Here is a 21,492-nt window from a genome sequence, read left to right on the forward strand (position 1 = left end):
GTACTGTCAGGAACTCCCACCACCAGGAATGGAAAGCGGCACCTAAACATTGGAGCCTCACCATGTCTCGCCCTAACACCCGCTTGCGTCCCAGGCTCAGCCTGCTGACGGTCGGCATCCTTGGCCTGTGCACCCAACACGCGGCCCAGGCTGAAGAGAAATCCCTGAGCAGCGATACCGCCCTGCAAACCGTGGTGGTCACCGGTGCCCGGGACAGCGGCCGCACCGTAGCCAAGAGCCTGGCGCCGATCGATGTGATCAGCGCCGACGACCTCGCCCGTTCCGGCAAGCAGAACCTGCGGGACGCCCTGGCGGCCAGCGTGCCGTCCTATACCAACGCAGCCGGCTTCACCGGTGGCACCGGGTTGTCGGTCAAGTCCGCCACCCTGCGCGGCCTGGGCGGCAACCATGTGCTGGTGCTGGTCAATGGCAAGCGTCGCCACAACACCTCGCTGATTTTTGTGCAGACCGCCGCCACGTCCAGCGGCCAGTCCCCTGCCGACCTCGACCTGATCCCCATCGCCGCCGTCGACCATGTGGAAGTGCTGCGTGACGGCGCAGCGGCGCAGTACGGTTCGGACGCCATCGCGGGGGTGATCAACATCATCCTCAAGCGCAACCATTCCGGCGGCAGCGGCAGTGCCTTGTACGGGCAGTACGCCAATCGCGTGGGCGGCAAGGGCAACTTCGGTGCCCGGGGCCAGGGCCAGGTCAACCAGGGGTTCGAGTTGCCCAATGATGGTTTCTTCAGCCTCAGCGCGGACGTCGGCATCCAGGAAAGCTCCAACGTGGCCGGTGCCGTACCGGATCGCACCAGCATCTATTTCCGCCAGAACGGCCAGCCCGACCCGCGCGAAACCAGCGAAAGCCGCTATCGCCAACAGTTGGGCCAGCCGCGTTCACAAACCTACAACTTCGGCTACAACGCCGAGCTGCCGCTGAACGAGGACTACACGCTGTATTCGTTCTCCACCCTCAGCCACCGCAACTCCACCAGTTGGGGCACTTACCGTACGGCCAACTCGCCGCAGAACATTGTCTCGGTGTACCCGGACGGTTTCTCGCCGCGCTTTGTGGTGGAAGAAGATGACTTCCAGAGCGTGTTCGGCGTGCGTAACGACGACCTGCTCGGCTGGGCCTGGGACTTGAGCACCAGCTACGGCTACAACAATGCCAACACCCGCAACGAGCGGTCGCTGAACCCCTCCCTGGGGCCCAACAGCCCGCAGAACATGGACGGCGGCAACCTGATCGCCAGCCAGTGGACTAACAACCTCGACCTGACCCGCTCATTCGACACCGGTTTGTTCGCCAAGCCGCTGAACGTGTCCACGGGCCTGGAATTCCGTCGTGACGGTTTCGAGATCCAGGCCGGTGAATACGCCTCCTACGCCGATGGCGGCTACGTGTTCCCCGCCGGCAGCCCGTTGGCCGGCCAACGCCCCAACCCCGGCGCACCCGGGCTGGTGGGTTTCACCCCGGCGGATGCGCATAACTATTCGCGCACCAACACCGCCGGCTACGTGGACTTCAGCCAGAGCCTTACCGACAAGTGGGACGTAAGCCTGGCCGGGCGTTTTGAGCACTACAGCGATTTTGGCGACACCGGCAGCGGCAAGCTCTCCACGCGCTATGCCTTTACCCCGCAATTCGCCGTGCGCGGTACGGTGAGCAACGGCTTCCGCGCGCCGTCCCTGCAACAGCAGTTCTACTCATCATCGCTGACCGCCTGGCGCACCAGCCCGCTCAACGGGCAACTGGAGCAGGCCACCACGCGCTACGTCACCGTCAACGATCCGGCTGGCCAGGCCTTGGGCGCCAAGCAGCTCAAGCCTGAACGCTCGATGAACTACAGCCTCGGGTTTGTGGCAACGCCCACCGAGAACCTGGACGTCACCGTCGACCTGTACCAGATCGACATCAAGGACCGCATCCTGCAAACCAGTAACCTGCAAGGCACTGCAGTATCCAACGTACTCGCAGCCGCTGGCCTGAACCCGAACCAGATCGTCTCCTACTTCGGCAACCTGGCCGATACGCGCACCCGTGGCATCGACCTGGTGGCGGACTACCGCTACGACCTGGGCCGCTATGGCAAGACCAAGTGGACCTTGCTCAGCAACCAGAGCCTGCAGACCATCGAGAAAATCAAGGAACCGTCGGCACTCGCCGGCACCGGTGTGAGCGCCGTGGGCCGCGACCGCCAGGGCAACCTGACCTCGGCGTACCCGAAGAACACCACCTCCCTCAATGCCGCCTGGCAGTTGGGAGACTTCGAGGTCAACCTCAAGGAAACCCGCTACTCCAAGGTCACCGGGCGCAACCAGATTGCCGCCAGCCGCGATGAAGTGGTCAAGCCTGCGTTCATCACCGACCTGAGCGTGGGTTACTGGTTGAGCGATGCGGTGAAAGTCACCGTGGGCGGCGAAAACATCTTCGACAAGCGCCCCGAGCAGTTGAATGACGAAGCCAAGCGCTTCTACTTCTTCCCCACCGACAACCCGACCTACAGCTGGTACTCGCCTTACGGCCTGGAAGGCGCGTACTACTTCGCTAAAGTCGACGTGAGCTGGTAATGACTAACTACGAACGCCCGGCGGCCGCCTTCGACCAGCGCCTGTACCGCAAACTGGCGTGGCGGATCATGCCGTTCCTGTTTCTGTGCTTTGTGCTCAATTGGCTGGACCGGGTCAACATCAGCTTTGCGCATTTGCAGTTCAAGACTGACCTGAACATCAGCGACGCCACGTTCGGCATCATCGTCGGGGTGTTCTCCATCGGTTACCTGCTGTTCGAGATCCCCAGCAACCTGCTGCTGGAAAAGATCGGCGCGAAAAAAACCATGATGCGTATCATGGTGCTGTGGGGCCTGGTGACCATCGCCACCGCGTTTGCCCAGACCCCGGCGCAGTTCTATGTGCTGCGGGTGCTGTTGGGGGCGGCCGAGGCCGGGTTCTTTCCGGGGGTGATCCTGTACCTCACCTACTGGTTTCCGGCCAGCCACCGGGCACGCATCACCTCGCGCTTCATCATGGCGATTGCGGTGTGCGGGATCATCGGCGGGCCGCTGTCCACCAGCATCATGGGGCACTTCGCGGGCGTCGGCGGGTTTACCGGCTGGCAATGGCTGTTCGTGATCACCGGCATTCCGCCGGTGCTCGCGGGGTTGTTCGCCTGGTACTGGCTGGACGACAAACCCGCGTCGGCCAATTGGTTGAGCGCCGATGAAAAAGCCGCCATCGAACAGGCCCTGGCCCAAGAGCGCCAGCAACGTAAACCCGGCGGGCACACACGCTTTGTGGAGGCGCTGAAGGATCGCAAGGTGTGGTTCATCACCCTGGCGTACTGCCTGACCATCATGTGCACCGGCAACGTCACCAATATTTGGGCGCCGTCGATCATCCGCGACTCCGGGGTGAGCAACCTTGGGCAACTGGGCATGCTGTCGGCCCTGCCCTATGTGATCGGCGTGGGCGTGATGCTGTGGGCGTGCCGGCATTCGGATGTGCAGCAAGAGCGGCGTTGGCACTTCGCCGTGGGCGGCCTGACGGCGGCGCTGGCGATGCTGGTACTGCCCAATTTTCTATTCAGCCCATATTCGGCGATTGCCGTGCTGACCCTGATGACCAGCGGTTACCTGGTGGCCACGGCGATTTTCTGGACCATCCCCACCTACTACCTGTCGGACCACGCCAAGGCCGCCGGCCTGGCGCTGGTCAATTGCTGCGGGCAGATCAGCAGCCTGCTCACGCCGATCATGATCGGCGCGATCAAGACCTCCACCGGCAGCATCAGCCTGGCGTTGTATATCGTCGCGGCACTGGTGGCCACCGGCACATTGATCCTGTTGTTCGGCGTTCCACGCAGCGCCCTGCGCGACGCTTCCTGACCTTTTTTGATGGACATCTTCATGACCGATTACCTTGCCCTCGCCCACCAACTCGCCGCGCAGATCCAACCCCGCGCCGCCGAACGCGATGCGGGGCGGATCTTGCCGTATGCCCAGCTCGACCTGATCCGCGAGTCGGGCCTGGGCGCCGCGCGGGTGCCCACTGAGTTGGGCGGCGGTGACGTCAGCCAGCTGCAAGTGGCGCAGATTTTTATCACGCTGGCCAAGGCCGATCCGAGTGTGGCACAGGCGTTGTTCCCGCACTTCGCCACCGTTGAACACCTGCGCCTGATCGCCAACCCGGCGCAGCAGCGCGAGTACCTCGGCGCGTTTGCCGAGCGCCAGTTATCGTCGGGGGCGATTGCCGAGCGCAGCGGCACCTTTCGCGGCGAAATCCACACACGGCTGGAGCGGCGCGGCGACCAGCTGGTGCTCAATGGCAGCAAGTTCTACAGCACCGGCTGCCTGTTTGCCGATTTGCTGAAAATCCAGGCGGTGGACGAGGCCGGCAACGCGGTGTACGTGATGCTGCCCGCCGACACCCCTGGCATTACGTTGCTCGATGACTGGGACGGCATGGGCCAGCGCGTCACCGCCAGCGGCAGCACCTTGCTGGAGAATGTACCGGTGCGTGCCGAACAGGTCATCCCCTTGGCGCAGTGGTACCAGCGCCGCAACTACATCGGCGCCAGCGCGCAGCTGATCCACTGCGCGCTGGATGTGGGCATTGGCCTGGCGGCTTTGGATGATGCGGTGGCGTGGGCGCGCAGTGGCACGCGGCCGGTGCGCGAAAGTGGCGTGGATTCGGCGCGCCAGGATCCGTACATCCTGCACACCCTGGGCGACCTGGCCGCGCGTATTCATGGCGCCGAAGCACTGGTGGAGAAAGCCGCCGGTGCGGTGGACCTGGCGGCGCGCACGCAATTGCAGGTCCTAGCCGAGGGTGAGGCGCTGGAGGCCATTTTGGTGAAGTCTTCGATTGCAGTGGCCGAAGCCAAGATCGCCTCGACCCGCGCCGCGCTGTTTGTGTGCGAGCGGTTATATGAGGTCGGCGGCGCCGCCACCACCCAGTCGCGCTACAACTTCGACCGCCACTGGCGCAACGCGCGCACCCACACCACCCATGACGCCCTGGCCTACAAGTACAAGGCCATCGGTGATTACCTGCTGAACGCCAAGGCGCCGCCGATTGCGTTTACTTATTGAGCCCGGACATGTCCAAGCTAGCGTTTTTTCTGTTGCTGTTGTCCGGCGCCGCATCGGCCGCTGAGCCTTGGGCCGATCTGGATGCACAGATCCGCCAGGCACTGCCCGGTGTGATCGAACTGCGCCACGCCATCCACCAACAGCCGGAACTGGGCAACCGCGAGTTCCACACCCGTGAACGCATCGCCCAGCGCCTGCGGGAATTGGGGTTGGAGGTGCAGACCGGCATCGCCCACACCGGCGTGATCGGTATTTTGCGTGGAGGAAAGCCAGGCCCGGTGGTGGCGATTCGCGCCGAGTTGGATGCACTGCCGCTAACGGAGCAGACCGGCCTACCCTATGCCTCGACCGTACGCGCTAAAGACGAAGGTGGGGATTTTCGCAGCCGAGGCAAGGAAGTCGGGGTGATGCACGCCTGCGGCCACGATGCCCATATGGCCATGGCGCTGGGGGTGGCCGAAGTGTTGGCGGCCCACCGCGAGCAACTGCCGGGCACGCTGAAATTGATCTTTCAGCCAGCCGAAGAAGGCCCGCCGCTGGGCGAGCAAGGCGGCGCGCAGTTGATGATCAAGGAAGGCGCGTTGCAAAACCCGGTGCCGGCGGTGATCTTCGGCATTCATGTGACGGCCGGTACAGCGGGCACGTTCACCCTCAGCCGCCAGCGCACCACGGCCGCGGCGGACACCTTTGTCGCCCACATCATCGGCCGCCAGACCCACGCCGCGTTCCCCTGGACCGGTATCGACCCGGTGCCGGTGGCGGCCCAAGTGATCCTGGCGTGGCAGACCATTCCCAGCCGCCAGTCGAACCTCAGCCTGTTGCCCGCGCCGGTGATTTCCGTGGGCCGTATCGAAGCCGGGGACCGCCACAACATCATCCCTGCCGAAGTGCGCCTGGAAGGCTCGATTCGCACCGTCAGCGATGAACAGCGCGAGGATGTGCTGCAACGCATGACCCGCACCGCCGAGCACATTGCCCAAGCGTCGGGGGCGTCGGCCAAGGTCGAGTACCTGCCCGGAAACTATCGCGCCGGCTACAACAACACGGCGTTGGTGGACCAGTTACTACCGGTGCTGCAACAGGTGTCCACCACCCCGGTGCGCATCGACAACGGCACTTACGGCGCCGACGACTTCGCTGAATATGCGCGCCAGGTGCCGGGGATTTTCATGCGCATGGGCGTGACACCGCCCGCGCTAGAAGGCAAAACCATATGGCCGACGCACTCGCCGGGGTTCCGGGTGGATGACCCGAGCCTGGCGGTGGGCATTCGGGCGTTGAGCCGCATGACCTTGAGCTACATGGCCACCGGTGGCTCGGCCGAATAGATGATGGTTTGCGCGCTGTCGGGGGCGACGGCCTGGCGGGTGAAGTAGGTGTCACCTTCGTCGGTGAGTATTTCGTAATCCACCTTCCGCGTGGCGCTGGCGTGCTTGATGATCTTCAACACGCGCTGGAACTTCACGCTTTGGGTGCCGTTCTGGTTCGGCCCGGTCAGCACGCTGACGCTCTGGAACCAGCCGGCGTGTTTCTTGTGGGTAACCAGTGCTGCGCTCATCGCCTCGAAGCGCTCCAGGCGGGTGAAGCCCCATAGCGTCTGTTCTTCCACCGTGGCGTGCGGCGTGGCCGCACCGGTAAACACAAACAGGTTGATCGCCGGGCTGTCTTCGCAGAAGAAGTCGTAGGGCACCAGGCCGTCGACCATTTTCCTGCCGGACACGAAGCCCTTCTTGTGCACCTGAAACATCGCCACCTCCACTCTATCAATGGCGGCAAGTCTAATCAGGGGCGACGTACAGGGCGGTCAAGCCAATGTAATGTCGTGTAAAGATCGTGCGCTGTGCAGGTTGATTTCCACCGTCAGCCCACCGGTGGGAACGTTACGCGCAACGATGGTGCCACCGTGCATTTGCACCGCCCGTGCGGCGATGGCCAGGCCCAGGCCGAAGCCGACGCTGGCATCGCCCACACCCCGTTCGAACGGATCGAAAATACGTTGCAGGCGGTCGCTGTTCACGCCTGGGCCCTGATCGGTGATCTGTACATTGAGGCGGTTGCCTTCTGCGCTGACCTGCGCCGATACCTGCACCGTGGTGCCGGGCCGCGTGTAGCGAACGGCATTGCGAAGCACGTTTTCGAAGCAGCGGTACAGCAACTCGCCACTGACACAGGCGATAAACGGCGGGCAGGCGTGCAGCTGGACACGACAGCCTTTGATACCGGCTTCGAACTGGGCGTTCTCGACAATCATCGTCAACAACTCGACGACATCCAGGGATTCACGCTCGATGCTTTCCGGACGACCTTGCAGGCGGGCCAGGGTCAGCAGCGCTTCAATAAGTGTGTCCATGCGCTCGGATTCACTTTCGATGCGTTCAAGCATCTCCAGCCGCGCAGCATCCTGGCGCAACAGGCCGATGGCCGCCTGTATCCGTGTGAGCGGGGAGCGCAGCTCGTGGGAGATATCGTGCAGTAAATGTTGCTGGGCCTGCACCAATACTTTCAGTTGGTTGGCCATACGGTCGCAGTCCTCGGCGAGGTCGACGATTTCGTCGCGGCGCTTACCCATGGCCGGCTTTACCCGTGTTTCGAAACGCCCCTGGGCGGCGTCGCTCATTGCCCGCTTCAAGTAAGCCAGGGGCCAGGCCAGGTAATAGGCCATGTAGCCGCTGAACAATGCGCTCATCACCGTACCGATGATCAGCGGGATCTCGTGCCAGGGCCGGCCGGGGTCCTTGCCGGGGGCGTGGGTGGAACGAATCGACAGCACCAGGCCCTCCTTGCTGGTGACAGATCGTTCATGGGCCACCTCCGTAACCGGCGCCCCCGCCAGTAATTGACCACTGCTGTCATACACACCAATCCCTTCATCCGCAGGGCGCTCCCATACCGTAAGCAGCTCGCCACCCGCCTCGACACCAAATTGCTGCAGCAACTTTTCTTCGGCCGCCAGGATGGCTTCGACATGGGGGTCGTTGGGGCGGAAACGGCCCAGTTCCAGCACACCGATCCCCACCAGAAAGGTCAGCGTGGTGGCCAGCCAGAAGGCCAGGAACAGCTTCCAGAACAGCAGGCTGGGCTTGGTCATTCGGCGATCAACAGGTAGCCCAGGCCGCGCACGCTCTGGATCCAGGCCTTGGCGTCCGGGCGTGGCCCAAGTTTTTGCCGGATGCTGCTGATATGCACATCGATGCGCCGGTCGTAGCGGGTCAGCGGGCAGCCCAAGGCATTAAGGGACAGATCCTTTTTGCTCACCACCTGCCCGGCGCTACGGGCCAGTTCTTCGAGCAGGCTGAACTCGGTACTGGTGACCCCCAGTTCGACGCCGTGCCACAACGCCTGGCGCTTGCCCGGCCACAGCACCAGCGCGCCGGTCTTGATCATCTCGGTGGTTGGCTGGCCTACCGGGTGCACCCGGCGCATGATCGCGCGCAAACGCGCCACCAACTCGCCAGGGGAGCTGGGCTTGGGTACGTAGTCGTCGGCGCCCAGCTCCAGGCCGGTGATGCGGTCGATGTTGTCGCCACGGGCGGTGAGCAACACCACTGGCACCTGGCTGACCGCGCGGATACGCCGCAACACTTCGATGCCCGAGCGCAGGGGCAGCATGACGTCCAGCACCACGATGCTGTAGCGACCCGACAGCGCCTCCACTTCGCCCTCCTCGCCGGTATGCACCGCCGTCGCCGCAAAGCCTTCGCTCGCCAGGTATTGGCTCAACATAGCAGTCAGTTCCTGGTCGTCGTCGACCAACAGTACGGAGATCATCGCGGACTCGTCAGTGGGGGGCTGCGCATTATCGGCCTTGCGTGATGATTTGCGGCCAACCTTTACCTAACTTGACACTCGGTTAACCGCATCAAACGCCAGGCACTCTTAAGCTGGATGTTCACCAGTCCGGCCGCGCCGGCGCTGCTTGTCGATGTGTTCTGGAAAAAGATCTTGATGAATTTTTCGCGCCTGCTCTGCTCGGTTGCGCTGCTGCTCAATGCCTCCCTGGCCTTGGCCCAGGGTTTCAAAATCTCGGATATTCGAATCAACGGCCTGCAACGGGTGTCGGCGGGCAGCGTGTTTGGCGCCCTGCCCCTCAACGTGGGTGACGAAGCCGATGACCGGCGCCTGGTGGATTCCACCCGTGCATTATTTAAGACCGGCTACTTCCAGGACATCCAGCTGAGCCGCGAAGGCGATGTGCTGATTATCAATGTAGTCGAGCGTCCTTCGGTTGCCAGTATCGAGTTCGAGGGCAACAAGGCCATCTCCACCGAAGACCTGATGAAGGGCATGAAGCAGTCCGGCTTGGCCGAGGGCGAGATTTTCCAGCGCGCGACCCTGGAAGGTGTGCGCAACGAGTTGCAGCGCCAGTACGTGGCCCAGGGGCGCTATTCGGCGTCGGTCGAGACCGAGGTGGTGGCCCAGCCGCGTAACCGGGTGGGGGTGAAAGTCAAAGTCAATGAAGGTGAAGTCGCGTCGATCCAGCACATCAACGTGGTGGGCAACACGGTGTTCTCCGACGAAGCGCTGACCGACCAGTTCACCCTCAAGACCAGCAACTGGCTGTCGTTTTTCAAGAACGACGACAAATACGCACGGGAAAAACTCTCCGGTGACCTGGAACGACTGCGCTCGTATTACCTGGACCGCGGCTATATCAATATGGATATCGCCTCGACCCAGGTATCCATGACGCCAGACAAGAAGCACGTGTATATCACCGTGAATATCCAGGAAGGCCAGAAATACACGGTGCGTGAGGTGAAGCTCAGCGGCGAGCTGAAAGTGCCCGAAGACCAGGTACAGTCACTGTTGCTGGTGCAAAAGGGCCAGGTGTTCTCGCGCAAGTTGATGACCACCACCTCGGAGCTGATCACCCGTCGCCTGGGCAATGAGGGCTACACCTTCGCCAACGTCAGCGGCGTACCGCAGGTTGATGAGAAAAATCACACGGTGGACATCACCTTCGCTGTCGACCCCGGCAAGCGTGCCTACGTCAACCGGATCAATTTCCGTGGCAATACCAAGACCGACGACAAGGTGCTGCGCCGCGAGATGCGCCAGATGGAAGGCGGTTGGGCCTCCACCTACCTGATCGATCAATCCAAGGTGCGCCTGGAACGCCTGGGTTTCTTCAAGGAGGTCAACGTCGAAACCCCGGCCGTGGCGGGCGTGGACGATCAATTGGATGTGAACTACGCCGTGGAAGAACAGGCGTCGGGGTCGATCACCGCCAGCATCGGTTTTGCCCAGAGCGCGGGGCTGATCCTGGGCGGCTCGATCACCCAGAACAACTTCCTCGGCACCGGCAACTACGCAAGCCTGGGGCTGACCCGCTCGGAGTACCAGAGCAAGTACAACATCGGCTTTACCGACCCCTACTTCACCCCGGACGGTGTGAGCCTGGGCTACAACGCGTTCTACAGCAAGACGGACTACAACAAGTACTACGACGACGGGGTGTCGTACTACGCCATCAACAGTTACGGCCTGGGCGCTACCCTGGGTTACCCGATCAATGAAACCTCGCGCCTGAGCTTTGGCCTGACGGCCCAGCACGACAGCATTGAGCCGGGTACCTACAGCGCGGATGAGATCTATGATTTTGTCGAGCGCGAAGGCAAGGACTTCACCAACTTCAAGGCCAACCTGGGCTGGTCGGAGTCAACGCTGAACAAGGGGATATTGGCCACTCGCGGTTATTCGCAGAACCTCAACCTGATGGTGACGGTGCCCGGCAGCGACCTGAGCTTCTACAAGATCGATTACTCAGGGCAGACCTACGTGCCCGTCACCAACAGCACCACCCTGCGCTTTCACACCAAGCTTGGCTACGGCAACGGCTATGGCTCCACAGACAGCCTGCCCTTCTACGAAACCTACACGGCAGGCGGCGAAGGCACCGTGCGCGGCTTTGAAAGCGGCACCCTTGGCCCGCGCAACACCCCGGCCACCGGCACCTATTCCAGCGCCGGCCAAGCGTATTACTCAGACCGCGACACCGAAGCGCTGGGCGGCAACATCCTGATCACCGGCGGCGTGGAATACCTTTTCCCAGTGCCGTTCATCAAAGACAACAAGTCGGTGCGCACCTCGCTGTTCTGGGACGTGGGCTCGGTGTATTCGGACAAGTGCTACCTGAGCACCACCCAGGGCTGTGGCAGCGTGGACCTGAACCAGATGGCCAGTTCGGTGGGCGTTGGGGTGACCTGGTACAGCCCACTGGGACCGTTGAGCGTGAACCTGGCGTACCCGATCAAGACGCCGGAGAACGCGGATAAGCAGGTGTTTCAGTTCTCGATGGGGCAGACGTTCTAACGGCGCGCACATGTGGTTTGTTTCATGAATGGAACTGTGGGAGCGCTAGTCAGTCGGCTGAAGTACGCATTATCACTTCAGCGCACGGTAGGGCCCGATGACACAGATCTCCCCTCACCTCGACTTTCAGCCGTTTGACGCCTGCCGCAATACTGAAACAGGCGCCGTATTCATCATTGCGTCCGGCCAGTCGGCCAAGTCGTTTCCCCTGGAACGGTTTGCCCACGTGCCGATGATCACAATGAATGGCGCCATTTCGATGTTCTTGGGCACTGACGTTAAACCCTTGTTTTACACCTGCACCGATACGGGGTTTCCCCAACAACAGCCGGATTTGTTCAACTACGCGATGACTGTCAGCCAAAACGTCGCGTTGCGGGAGGAGCACGCGCGGTCGCTGGGTATTCACCCGGCCGGGCGCCTGTACCCGTTGTCCAAGGCCAAACAACCGTCCTGGTTCGACTCTGTGCGAGGTAAACACAGAGAGCTGATTGCCAATCTCCCCTTACCTGGCCTTCACCGACGCCCCATTGGGTTCAGCAAGGACATGAGCAAAGGCTTCTTTGATGCACGAACCGTTGCCTACCTGACGCTGCAGCTGGCGTACCACCTCGGCTTCTCCAAGGTGTTCATGGTGGGCGTTGACCTGAACGAGAAATCGGGAAGGTTTTATGAGAGCCTCGAGTCCATCAAGTCCCCTTGCGGGCTTGATCAGCACTACTACACCCGGATATTGCCGTCGTTTGAATTGATGGCCAGTAAAGTCGTGGGGGATGGCTTCAGGGTTTACAACGTGTCTGAGTGCTCAAGGATTCCGCAGAGCGTGGTTCCGCGAGTAGGACTGGGAGAGGTCGAGGGGATGCTTTAGTTGGTTGCGTAGCGTGGTGAAAGCCGGAAACGAAAAAGGGGCCAATCACCTAGGTGATTGGCCCCCTTCAAAATATGGTCGGGACGGAGTGATTCGAACACTCGACCCCTAGCACCCCATGCTAGTGCGCTACCGGACTGCGCTACGCCCCGACTAGGCGTGTTACTGGGTTTGCTTCGCAACGAAGCGATCAGGAATATACCGCAAGCTTTTGAAATGTGGAAGTATTTTAAAAGCCTGAATTACTTCTTCAGAACCACAAGTACATCTTCAAGCTCGGCGATCATCTGGCGGATCATTTGCTTGTATTGGGTGGTGTCGTCTTTGGCCTCATCACCGGACATACGCTGGCGCGCACCGCTGATGGTGAACCCCTGGTCGTACAGCAACGCACGGATCTGTCGGATCATCAGCACATCCTGGCGCTGATAATACCGACGGTTCCCGGTACGTTTGACGGGGTTGAGTTGAGGAAACTCCTGCTCCCAATAGCGCAGCACGTGCGGTTTTACCGCACAAAGCTCGCTGACTTCACCAATGGTGAAGTAGCGTTTGCCTGGGATGACGGGTAGCTCGTCGTTATGACTTGGTTCCAGCATAAGCCTCAACTCGGGCCTTCAACTTCTGCCCTGGACGAAAGGTGACCACACGGCGAGCCGTGATCGGGATTTCTTCTCCCGTTTTTGGATTGCGGCCAGGCCGCTGGCGTTTGTCCCGCAGGTCAAAATTGCCGAAACCGGACAATTTGACCTGTTCGTTGTCTTCCAGAGCGTGTCTGATTTCTTCAAAGAACAGCTCGACCAATTCCTTGGCCTCGCGTTTGTTCAGACCCAACTCTTCGTACAGACGTTCCGCCATCTCAGCTTTCGTCAAAGCCCCCATACGTCACTTCCTTAACGTGGCGTTCAACCTTTGTTCGAGCGAGGTGAGGATATTTTGTGTCGTGGTATTCACCTCATCGTCATTAAGAGTGCGCGATGGATGCTGCCAGGTCAAGCCAACGGCAAGGCTTTTTCTATGCGGATCAATACCTTTACCCTGATAGACGTCAAATAGCCTGAGGTCTGTCAGCCATTCCCCTGCATTTTCACGGATTACATCCAGAACGGCAGTGGCGGCCACACCTTGATCGGCGATCAGCGCCAGGTCGCGGCGAACCTCAGGGAAGCGCGACAGCTCGCTGAATTTAGGCATCTTGCCCGAAGCCACTTCAGCCAGGACCAGTTCGAATACAAACACAGGACGGTCAAGACCCAGGGTTTTCGACAGTTCCGGGTGAATGGCACCCACGTAGCCAACAAGGCGACCTTCACGCTCGATACGTGCAGTCTGGCCCGGATGCAGCGCCGGGTGGCTGCCTGGCAGGAAGGTGAAGGCATCCAAAGCACCGGCGAAGCCCAGTACCGCTTCCACGTCAGCCTTGACGTCGAAGAAGTCCACAGCATCGCGGCCCTGCGCCCAGCCTTCCGGCAGACGGCTACCGCAGACTACGCCAGCCAGCATCGGCTCTTGCTTCAGGCCATCCAACTGACCTACAAAACGCAGGCCGCTTTCGAACATGCGCACGCGGTCTTGCTGACGGTTCAGGTTGTGGGAAAGTGCTTTCACCAGACCTGGCCACAGGGACGAACGCATGGCCGCCATGTCGTTGGAAATCGGGTTGGCCAGCAGCAGCGGCTCGACGCCTGGGTTAAACAGCTCGAACTGCTTGGGATCGATGAAGCTGTAGGTCACCGCTTCCTGGTAACCACGGGCCACCAGCAGACGACGCAACTCCGGCAGGTGCGCACGCGCCTCGGCCTTCGGTTGTGGCGCCAGGCGCGCTTGCGGGTAACGAACAGGCAGGCGGTTGTACCCGTACAGACGGGCCAGCTCCTCGATCAGGTCTACTTCCAGGCTGATATCGAAACGATGGCTTGGCACTTCAACCTTCCACTGCCCTTCCCCGCTCACGGAGATGGCCAGACCGAGGGCCGACAGCAGTTGCTCGATTTCAGCCGGTTCGATCACCAGGCCGAGCATTTGCTCAACGCTTTTAGCACGCAGGGTGATCGGCGCAACGGACGGCAGGTACTGTTCGTTGACGGTTTCGGTGATCGGGCCAGCTTCGCCACCGGTGATTTCCAGCAGCAGGCCAGTGGCGCGCTCCATGGCTTCACGGGCCAGCTTCCAGTCCACGCCACGCTCGTAGCGGTGCGATGCATCAGTGTGCAAGCCGTAGGAACGGGCCTTGCCAGCGATAGCGATTTGATCGAAGAACGCGCTTTCAAGGAATACGTCGCGGGTGGTCGCAGACACACCGCTGTGCTCGCCCCCCATCACGCCGGCAATTGCCAGGGCACGGGAGTGGTCAGCGATGACGAGGGTATCGGCACGCAGGCTGACTTCCTGACCATCCAGCAGGACGAGCTTCTCGCCTTCTTCGGCCATGCGCACGCGGATGCCACCGTTGATCTCGGCGAGATCGAAGGCGTGCAATGGTTGGCCCAGCTCCAGCATTACGTAGTTGGTGATATCGACGGCAGCGTCGATGCTGCGCACATCGGCACGACGCAGACGCTCAACCATCCACAGCGGCGTAGGCTTGGACAGGTCGACGTTACGAATCACACGGCCCAGGTAACGTGGGCAGGCGTTGGGTGCGATGACTTCGATCGGGCGCACTTCGTCGTGCACGGCCGGCACAGAGGCAACCACTGGACGGGTAACCGGGGCGTTGTACAGCGCACCGACTTCACGCGCCAAGCCTGCCAGGGACAGGCAGTCACCACGGTTCGGGGTCAGGTCGACCTCGATGCTGGCGTCTTCCAGTTCCAGGTAAACGCGGATGTCCTGGCCCACTGGCGCATCGGCCGGCAGTTCCATCAGCCCATCGTTGCCCTCGCCCACCTGCAGCTCGGCCTGGGAGCACAGCATGCCGTTGGACTCAACGCCACGCAGCTTGGCTTTCTTGATCTTGAAGTCGCCTGGCAACTCGGCACCGATCATGGCGAACGGAATCTTCAGGCCCGGACGCACGTTTGGCGCACCGCACACGACCTGGAAAGTTTCCGTACCACTGCTGACCTGGCACACACGCAGTTTGTCGGCATCCGGGTGCTGCTCGGTGCTCAGCACCTCACCCACCACCACGCCGCTGAAAACACCGGCGGCCGGCGTAACGCTATCGACCTCAAGACCGGCCATCGACAGACGAGCAACCAGCTCGTCGCGATCTACCTGCGGGCTTACCCAGCCACGCAGCCATTGTTCACTGAATTTCATCCTGCTCTCCTAAAGATTCGTTACGACTAGCGAAATTGCGCGAGGAACCGCAAGTCGTTGTCGAAGAACAGACGCAAGTCGTTCACGCCGTAACGCAGCATGGCCAGACGCTCAACGCCCATGCCGAAGGCAAAGCCCGAGAATTCTTCTGGGTCGATCCCGGACATGCGCAGCACGTTAGGGTGAACCATGCCGCAGCCCATCACTTCCAGCCAGCCGGTCTGCTTGCAGACGCGGCAGCCTTTACCGCTGCACATCACGCATTCCATGTCGACTTCAGCGGACGGCTCGGTGAACGGGAAGAACGATGGACGGAAACGCACCGCCAGCTCCTTCTCGAAGAACACCCGCAGGAACTCTTCGATGGTGCCTTTGAGGTCGGCGAAGTTGATATCGCGATCAACCAGCAGGCCTTCAACCTGGTGGAACATCGGCGAGTGGGTGATATCGGAGTCGCTGCGGTACACACGGCCTGGGCAGACAATGCGGATCGGCGGCTTGTTCGCTTCCATGGTGCGGACCTGTACCGGCGAGGTATGGGTGCGCAACAGCATGTTCGCGTTGAAATAGAAGGTGTCGTGCATCGACCGGGCCGGGTGGTGGCCTGGGATGTTGAGCGCCTCGAAGTTGTGGTAGTCGTCTTCAACCTCAGGGCCTTCGGCAATGCCGTAGCCAATATGGGTGAAGAACTGCTCGATACGTTCCAGAGTCCGGGTGATCGGATGCAGGCCGCCCGAGGCCTGGCCACGGCCAGGCAGGGTCACGTCAATGGACTCGGCAGCGAGTTTGGCCGCGAGATCAGCCTCCTCCATCGTCGCCTTGCGCGCATTGAGTACTTCTGTGACACGCTCCTTGGCGACGTTGATCAGCGCGCCGACTTGCGGACGCTCTTCAGCGGGCAAATTCCCCAGGGTCTTCATCACCTGAGTCAATTCACCTTTTTTACCAAGGTAGTGAACCCGGATTTGCTCCAGGGCATTGATATCTTCAGCGCTTTGCACAGCCTCAAGAGCTTGAGCGACGAGCGCGTCCAGGTTTTCCATGTACAGACTCCAGATACAAAATAGGGGAAGAGCTTGAAGGCTCTTCCCCTATTTAAGACGTTTACCACCTTGGGCTACAGGAGTAGCCCAGGGTGATTGTCGGGGGTACTTAAGCCAAGGTGGCTTTAGCTTTCTCGACAATCGCAGCAAACACCGCTTTTTCGTTCACTGCCAGTTCGGCCAGAACCTTACGGTCGATCTCGATGGAAGCTTTTTTCAGGCCAGCGATGAAACGGCTGTAGGACAGACCGTTAACACGAGCACCAGCGTTGATACGAGCGATCCACAGAGCGCGGAACTGACGTTTTTTCTGACGACGGTCGCGGTAGGCGTATTGGCCTGCCTTGATTACCGCTTGCTTGGCAACACGGAATACGCGTGAACGCGCGCCGTAGTAGCCTTTAGCAAGTTTCAGAATTTTTTTGTGACGTTTACGGGCAATGACGCCACGCTTTACACGAGCCATGAGTTACTTCCTCTATTCTTGATCCAAAAATTAACGAAGGCGCAGCATGCGCTCGACTTTTGCCACGTCAGACGGATGCAGCAAGCTGCTACCGCGCAGTTGACGCTTACGCTTGGTCGACATTTTGGTCAGGATGTGGCTCTTGAAAGCGTGCTTGTGCTTGATACCGTTAGCAGTTTTCAGAAACCGCTTAGCAGCACCACTTTTAGTCTTCATCTTTGGCATGTTCGGATACTCCGCATTCAGTTGATAAACATAATCAGAAGGCCTGCCGTGCCCTGTTGATTACTTCTTCTTTTTCGGGGCGATGACCATGATCAGTTGGCGTCCTTCCATCTTAGGATGCTGTTCGACCGAACCGTACTCGAGCAGGTCAGCTTCAACCCGCTTGAGGAGTTCCATCCCCAGCTCCTGGTGGGCCATCTCACGGCCGCGGAATCGCAAGGATACCTTGGCCCTGTCCCCATCACTCAGGAAACGTACCAGGTTGCGCAGTTTTACCTGGTAATCCCCTTCCTCCGTCCCTGGACGAAACTTGATTTCTTTTACTTGAATCTGCTTCTGGTTCTTCTTCGCCGCAGCAATCTGCTTCTTCTTTTCGAAGATCGATTTGCCGTAGTCCATCACCCGGCAAACAGGCGGGACTGCGTCGGCGGAGATTTCCACCAGGTCCAATTTGGACTCTTCAGCGATACGAAGCGCTTCATCAATCGAGACGATGCCAATCTGCTCGCCGTCAGCGCCAATTAACCGAACCTCGCGTGCCGAGATATTCTCGTTGATCGGGGCTTTCGGTGCAGCTCGTTTATCTTGTCTCATTTCACGCTTAATAATAATTACTCCGAATCTGGGCGACCACGCCGGGAAACCGCTTGCGCGAGGAACTCAGCGAACTGGGCGACGGGCATCGAGCCCAGGTCAGCACCTTCACGAGTACGCACAGCGACAGTCTGCATCTCGACTTCCCGATCTCCGATAACCAAAAGATAGGGAACCTTGAGCAAAGTATGCTCGCGGATTTTAAAGCCGATCTTTTCATTTCTCAAGTCGGACTTGGCACGAAACCCGCTTTCGTTGAGAGTTTTTTCAACTTCAGCGGCAAAATCTGCCTGTTTATCAGTGATATTCATGATCACTGCCTGGGTCGGAGCCAGCCACGCAGGGAATGCACCCTCGTAGTGCTCGATCAGGATACCGACGAACCGTTCGAACGAGCCAAGGATCGCCCGGTGCAGCATAACCGGGTGTTTACGGCTGTTGTCTTCGGAGACGTATTCGGCTCCCAGACGGATCGGCAGGTTAAAATCGAGCTGCAGGGTACCACACTGCCAGACACGGCCAAGGCAATCTTTCAGCGAGAACTCGATCTTCGGACCGTAGAACGCGCCCTCCCCCGGCTGCAGATCGTACGCAAGGCCCGCACTGTCCAGCGCTGCGGCCAATGCAGCTTCGGCGCGATCCCACAGTTCGTCGGAACCGACGCGTTTTTCCGGACGAGTGGACAGTTTCATCTCGACTTCGGTAAAGCCGAAATCGCGATAAACATCCATGGTCAGCTTGATGAACGCAGCGGATTCAGCCTGCATCTGCTCTTCAGTGCAGAAGATGTGGGCATCGTCCTGAGTAAAGCCACGAACACGCATGATGCCGTGCAGCGCGCCCGATGGCTCGTTACGGTGGCAGGCACCGAACTCGGCCAAACGCATCGGCAGCTCGCGGTAGCTCTTCAAACCTTGGTTGAACACCTGCACGTGGCACGGGCAGTTCATTGGCTTGATGGCGTAGTCGCGGTTTTCCGACTGAGTGGTGAACATGTTGTCGGCGTAGTTGGCCCAGTGCCCGGATTTCTCCCACAGGCTGCGGTCAACGACCTGCGGAGTCTTGATCTCCAAGTAGCCGTTGTCGCGCTGAACCTTGCGCATGTACTGCTCAAGCACCTGGTACAGGGTCCAGCCGTTCGGGTGCCAGAACACCATGCCCGGCGCTTCTTCCTGGAGGTGGAACAGGTTCAGGCGCTTGCCGATCTTGCGGTGGTCGCGCTTCTCGGCTTCTTCGATGCGCTGGATGTAGGCAGCCAGCTGCTTCTTGTCAGCCCAGGCAGTGCCGTAGATACGCTGCAGTTGCTCGTTTTTAGCGTCGCCACGCCAGTAGGCGCCAGACAGCTTGGTCAGCTTGAACGACTTGAGGAAGCGCGTGTTCGGCACATGCGGGCCACGGCACATGTCGACGTATTCTTCGTGGTAGTACAGGCCCATGGCCTGCTCTTCCGGCATGTCTTCCACCAGGCGCAACTTGTAGTCTTCGCCACGGGCGGTGAACACGTCGATCACTTCGGCGCGAGGCGTGACCTTCTTGATCACGTCGTAATCTTTTTCGATCAGCTGGTGCATGCGCTGTTCGATGGCGGCGAGGTCATCCGGGGTGAAAGGACGCTCATAGGCGATATCGTAATAAAAGCCTTCGTCGATGACCGGGCCGATCACCATTTTTGCCGTCGGGTACAACTGCTTGACCGCATGGCCAATCAAGTGAGCGCAAGAGTGACGAATGATCTCCAGCCCCTCTTGATCCTTGGGCGTGATGATTTGCAGGCTGGCATCGCTGGTGATCAGGTCGCTGGCGTCAACCAGCTTGCCGTCGACCTTGCCGGCTACGGTGGCCTTGGCCAAGCCGGCACCAATGGATGCGGCGACCTCGGCTACGGAAACCGAATGATCGAATGAACGTTGACTGCCGTCGGGAAGAGTAATAGTTGGCATGGCGCCTCCTCTCCTAGTGGTGACCCCTACCAAAGGTCACGTGGGTTGGGATGAGCCAGTACAAGATCCAATACCAGGCCGTTCAGTGATGAACGCCTGCCTTACAGCGGCAGGAGCCTTTCGGCCAACCGATAATCGAACCAGAGTGACTGGAGTGAGCTAAAAAGAACATGGCAAGGCGGCAAATGGCACGCCTGGGAATAGCCAGGCCGAAGATGCTAGCACAGATGAACGGTCATGGCGCCGACGCCACCCCATGCAACGACAAATTCCCGGCTTTATAGCTACAAAACGGAACTTGAGCTGTACGCAATGCCTCAAACCCACTGAGAATCGCCGTTCGTCCTCCACCCAAAGGAGCATCCCATGATGCGTTTCACCTCGACCCTCGCTCTCGCCGCCTCTCTGGCTTTCCTGTCTTTCGGTGCACAAGCCGCCGCTCCTTCTAACTGGCCAGCCGGTGCCCGCGACAGCTTCGTCAGCGACTGCAGCGCCGCCGCCAGCCAGAACGTAGATGCCAAAACTGCCAAAGCCCACTGCGAATGTGGCGCCGACAAGATCAATGCTGAATTGAGCACGGCGGAGATCAAGGAGCTGATGACCAACCAGAACGCCAGCCCGGAGCTTAAAAACAAAGCTGTGGCAGCTATTTCGTCCTGCAAAGTCGTGAAGAAAAAGTAACGACGACGCCTGATCGGACGGTCGTTTTGCTGGAGAAATCGCGCAAAAACTGCCATTTCTCACAAATTACGCAGCTTTTACGGCTTTTTTTACCAGCTTATATTTCGCGGCAAAGCCCCGTAGATCGGGGCTTTCAGCCAACCCAAGCACTAAACGCAACGCTATTGATTAGCAAACAATGCCTTGGGGGGGCTCCCAAGCCGAACATTTCGACTATGATAGCCCGGTGTGCCCAGTTGGCCTGAGCAGCACAGTACTACTGAAAATATATGTTTCTTGGAGATACACCATGTCTAATCGCCAAACCGGCACCGTTAAATGGTTCAACGATGAAAAAGGCTTCGGCTTCATCACTCCTCAAGGTGGCGGTGACGACCTGTTCGTACACTTCAAAGCTATCGAAAGCGACGGTTTCAAAAGCCTGAAAGAAGGCCAAACCGTTTCCTTCGTGGCTGAGAAAGGCCAAAAGGGTATGCAAGCTGCACAGGTTCGCGGCGAGTAATTCTCCGCTGAGCTAAAAAACCCCGTCCATGTGACGGGGTTTTTTATGGGCGCTGCAAAAGCCTGGGAGACTCAGCCGCAATTGACCCGCGTGATCACCAGGTTGTCATCGGTGTTCAGGTTAAGGCGGTCGGAGCGGTACTCCAGTGTAATCATGTCGCTGGGCTTGAGGATGCGTGCGTTCTGCGCGCCAGCGCGGGTACGGGCCTGCTCCAGCAACTGAGGTGAAGCTTTCTGGCCGATGGTGAATTCGGCGGCCTTCGCCTCACAGCGGCTATGACCGGCATCGGCCACGGCGGCATCTTTGGTTGGCTCAGAGGCACCCGGGGTACTGCAACCCGCCAACGCGAGTGCCGCCAACAAAGTACCGAATGATGCGAGCTTCCAAGGCATGAAGCCTCCTATGATAAAAAATGGACAGAGTTCGTGCGACAGCGGTCTGGCTGATTGGTTTCAAGACGTAAACTGCTGAAGGGCAGTCTGCCTGACTCGCGCCCGGCATT

The 21,492-nt window shown here is 59.8% G+C and carries 20 protein-coding genes and 1 tRNA gene; 8 read left to right on the plus strand and 13 right to left on the minus strand.

Annotated features, from left to right (window positions below):
• The first annotated feature begins 62 nt into the window (after positions 1–62).
• The 4 genes from DYL59_RS25600 to DYL59_RS25615 are packed head-to-tail and all read left to right on the plus strand — an operon-like array spanning position 63 to position 6,423.
• Positions 63–2,576 (plus strand): TonB-dependent receptor plug domain-containing protein, encoded by a 2,514-nt coding sequence (locus DYL59_RS25600; RefSeq protein WP_135291692.1) that lies wholly within the window; start codon positions 63–65, stop codon positions 2,574–2,576.
• Positions 2,576–3,889: an MFS transporter gene (locus DYL59_RS25605; protein WP_135291693.1), complete on the plus strand. Its 1,314-nt coding sequence runs from the start codon at positions 2,576–2,578 to the stop codon at positions 3,887–3,889. The genes DYL59_RS25600 and DYL59_RS25605 overlap by 1 nt, the downstream gene beginning before the upstream one ends.
• A 21-nt stretch (positions 3,890–3,910) precedes the next feature.
• Positions 3,911–5,095 (plus strand): acyl-CoA dehydrogenase family protein, encoded by a 1,185-nt coding sequence (locus DYL59_RS25610; protein ID WP_135291694.1) that lies wholly within the window; start codon positions 3,911–3,913, stop codon positions 5,093–5,095.
• Between the two features lie 8 nt (positions 5,096–5,103).
• Positions 5,104–6,423: an amidohydrolase gene (locus DYL59_RS25615; RefSeq protein ID WP_135291695.1), complete on the plus strand. Its 1,320-nt coding sequence runs from the start codon at positions 5,104–5,106 to the stop codon at positions 6,421–6,423.
• Here the strand turns inward: DYL59_RS25615 and DYL59_RS25620 are convergent.
• The 3 genes from DYL59_RS25620 to DYL59_RS25630 are packed head-to-tail and all read right to left on the minus strand — an operon-like array spanning position 6,393 to position 8,863.
• Complete coding sequence (locus DYL59_RS25620; protein ID WP_135291696.1) at positions 6,393–6,842, minus strand: hypothetical protein; 450 nt, start codon at positions 6,840–6,842, stop codon at positions 6,393–6,395. The genes DYL59_RS25615 and DYL59_RS25620 overlap by 31 nt on opposite strands.
• A gap of 57 nt (positions 6,843–6,899) precedes the next feature.
• Positions 6,900–8,183, minus strand: a complete 1,284-nt coding sequence (locus DYL59_RS25625; protein WP_135291697.1) for a HAMP domain-containing sensor histidine kinase — start codon at positions 8,181–8,183, stop codon at positions 6,900–6,902.
• Positions 8,180–8,863: a response regulator transcription factor gene (locus tag DYL59_RS25630; RefSeq protein WP_135291698.1), complete on the minus strand. Its 684-nt coding sequence runs from the start codon at positions 8,861–8,863 to the stop codon at positions 8,180–8,182. Before DYL59_RS25630 ends, DYL59_RS25625 begins: the two co-directional genes overlap by 4 nt.
• 177 nt (positions 8,864–9,040) lie before the next feature.
• Between DYL59_RS25630 and bamA the strand changes: the two genes are divergently transcribed.
• Both bamA and DYL59_RS25640 read left to right on the plus strand, forming a co-directional pair.
• A complete protein-coding gene (bamA, locus tag DYL59_RS25635; RefSeq protein WP_135291713.1) occupies positions 9,041–11,407 on the plus strand; it encodes an outer membrane protein assembly factor BamA in 2,367 nt (788 codons plus the stop codon).
• Positions 11,408–11,504: 97 nt separating this feature from the next.
• A complete protein-coding gene (locus tag DYL59_RS25640; RefSeq protein ID WP_135291699.1) occupies positions 11,505–12,275 on the plus strand; it encodes a lipopolysaccharide biosynthesis protein in 771 nt (256 codons plus the stop codon).
• 75 nt (positions 12,276–12,350) lie between these two features.
• Here DYL59_RS25640 and DYL59_RS25645 read toward each other — a convergent pair.
• The 9 genes from DYL59_RS25645 to thrS form a co-directional block, all read right to left on the minus strand.
• Positions 12,351–12,427: transfer RNA gene (locus DYL59_RS25645), tRNA-Pro, on the minus strand.
• 90 nt (positions 12,428–12,517) lie between these two features.
• Positions 12,518–12,874 carry a MerR family transcriptional regulator gene (locus tag DYL59_RS25650; protein ID WP_010209127.1) on the minus strand — a complete coding sequence of 119 codons (357 nt, stop codon included), beginning with the start codon at positions 12,872–12,874 and terminating at the stop codon, positions 12,518–12,520.
• Positions 12,855–13,157 carry an integration host factor subunit alpha gene (gene ihfA / locus DYL59_RS25655; protein WP_002553164.1) on the minus strand — a complete coding sequence of 101 codons (303 nt, stop codon included), beginning with the start codon at positions 13,155–13,157 and terminating at the stop codon, positions 12,855–12,857. Before ihfA ends, DYL59_RS25650 begins: the two co-directional genes overlap by 20 nt.
• Before the next feature lie 3 nt (positions 13,158–13,160).
• Positions 13,161–15,539, minus strand: a complete 2,379-nt coding sequence (gene pheT / locus DYL59_RS25660; RefSeq protein WP_135291700.1) for a phenylalanine--tRNA ligase subunit beta — start codon at positions 15,537–15,539, stop codon at positions 13,161–13,163.
• Between the two features lie 26 nt (positions 15,540–15,565).
• Entirely contained in the window at positions 15,566–16,582 is a 1,017-nt protein-coding gene (gene pheS / locus DYL59_RS25665) for a phenylalanine--tRNA ligase subunit alpha (RefSeq protein WP_017737822.1), read from the minus strand.
• Between the two features lie 109 nt (positions 16,583–16,691).
• Positions 16,692–17,048 (minus strand): 50S ribosomal protein L20, encoded by a 357-nt coding sequence (gene rplT / locus DYL59_RS25670; protein ID WP_003174975.1) that lies wholly within the window; start codon positions 17,046–17,048, stop codon positions 16,692–16,694.
• A gap of 30 nt (positions 17,049–17,078) precedes the next feature.
• A complete protein-coding gene (gene rpmI / locus DYL59_RS25675) occupies positions 17,079–17,273 on the minus strand; it encodes a 50S ribosomal protein L35 (protein WP_002553160.1) in 195 nt (64 codons plus the stop codon).
• A gap of 60 nt (positions 17,274–17,333) precedes the next feature.
• The gene (gene infC, locus DYL59_RS25680) at positions 17,334–17,885 is read right to left on the minus strand and encodes a translation initiation factor IF-3 (RefSeq protein WP_169850653.1); all 552 of its coding nucleotides are present in this window, start codon (positions 17,883–17,885) and stop codon (positions 17,334–17,336) included.
• Positions 17,885–19,807, minus strand: a complete 1,923-nt coding sequence (thrS, locus tag DYL59_RS25685) for a threonine--tRNA ligase (protein ID WP_135291701.1) — start codon at positions 19,805–19,807, stop codon at positions 17,885–17,887. The genes infC and thrS overlap by 1 nt, the downstream gene beginning before the upstream one ends.
• Positions 19,808–20,173: 366 nt before the next feature.
• Here thrS and DYL59_RS25690 point away from each other — a divergent pair, with 366 nt between their 5' ends.
• Both DYL59_RS25690 and DYL59_RS25695 read left to right on the plus strand, forming a co-directional pair.
• Positions 20,174–20,488, plus strand: coding sequence for a hypothetical protein (locus DYL59_RS25690; RefSeq protein WP_135291702.1), 315 nt, complete (start codon positions 20,174–20,176; stop codon positions 20,486–20,488).
• Positions 20,489–20,777: 289 nt separating this feature from the next.
• Complete coding sequence (locus tag DYL59_RS25695) at positions 20,778–20,990, plus strand: cold-shock protein (RefSeq protein ID WP_003234260.1); 213 nt, start codon at positions 20,778–20,780, stop codon at positions 20,988–20,990.
• Between the two features lie 71 nt (positions 20,991–21,061).
• On the opposite strand, the gene DYL59_RS25700 is transcribed toward DYL59_RS25695, so the two are convergent.
• Positions 21,062–21,382, minus strand: a complete 321-nt coding sequence (locus tag DYL59_RS25700; RefSeq protein WP_135291703.1) for an I78 family peptidase inhibitor — start codon at positions 21,380–21,382, stop codon at positions 21,062–21,064.
• Between the last annotated feature and the right edge of the window lie 110 nt (positions 21,383–21,492).

The organism is Pseudomonas kairouanensis, assembly GCF_004682055.1.
GTDB classification, from domain to species: Bacteria; Pseudomonadota; Gammaproteobacteria; order Pseudomonadales; family Pseudomonadaceae; genus Aquipseudomonas; species Aquipseudomonas kairouanensis.